Source organism: Bacillus sp. AF62, assembly GCF_050312695.1.
Lineage (GTDB): Bacteria > Bacillota > Bacilli > Bacillales > Bacillaceae_G > Bacillus_A > Bacillus_A cereus.
On sequence record NZ_JBNPJZ010000148.1, the window covers coordinates 1 to 386 of the forward strand.

A 386-nucleotide genomic window follows, 5' to 3' on the forward strand; every position below is an offset into this window, starting at 1 on the left:
GCATTTTGGGTAGACTCTGCTGGTGGAATAACATTAAAAGGTGGATCTAAATCCGTATGGATGGACAGTCAGTCTTCCATTGTATTCAACTTAAAAGGTAAAAATATGCTTGATATAGTTGCAACGCCAAACGCTGAAACAGACCTTCGATTCCAAACAGTAACCTTGCGTAACGGTAACATTGATGGATATACAACACTTCAGGTTAAAAATGGGTCAGGAAGTGCATATAACGCTGTTACAGCATCAGCTTTTCAAACGGCATCGAAACGTGAATACAAAACAAATATTCGTGACGTGCAGTTTAGCGCAATAGAAAAAATTATGGCACTTCAAATCCAACAATACAACTTGAAAACAGATATAGAAGACTTATATGAGAAGCG

Annotated in this window: 1 protein-coding gene; it reads left to right on the forward strand. The window is 37.8% G+C overall.

Annotated features, from left to right (window positions below):
• On the forward strand, positions 1–386 hold a 386-nt coding region (locus tag ACQRBL_RS30595), incomplete at both ends, for a tail fiber domain-containing protein (RefSeq protein ID WP_427736247.1).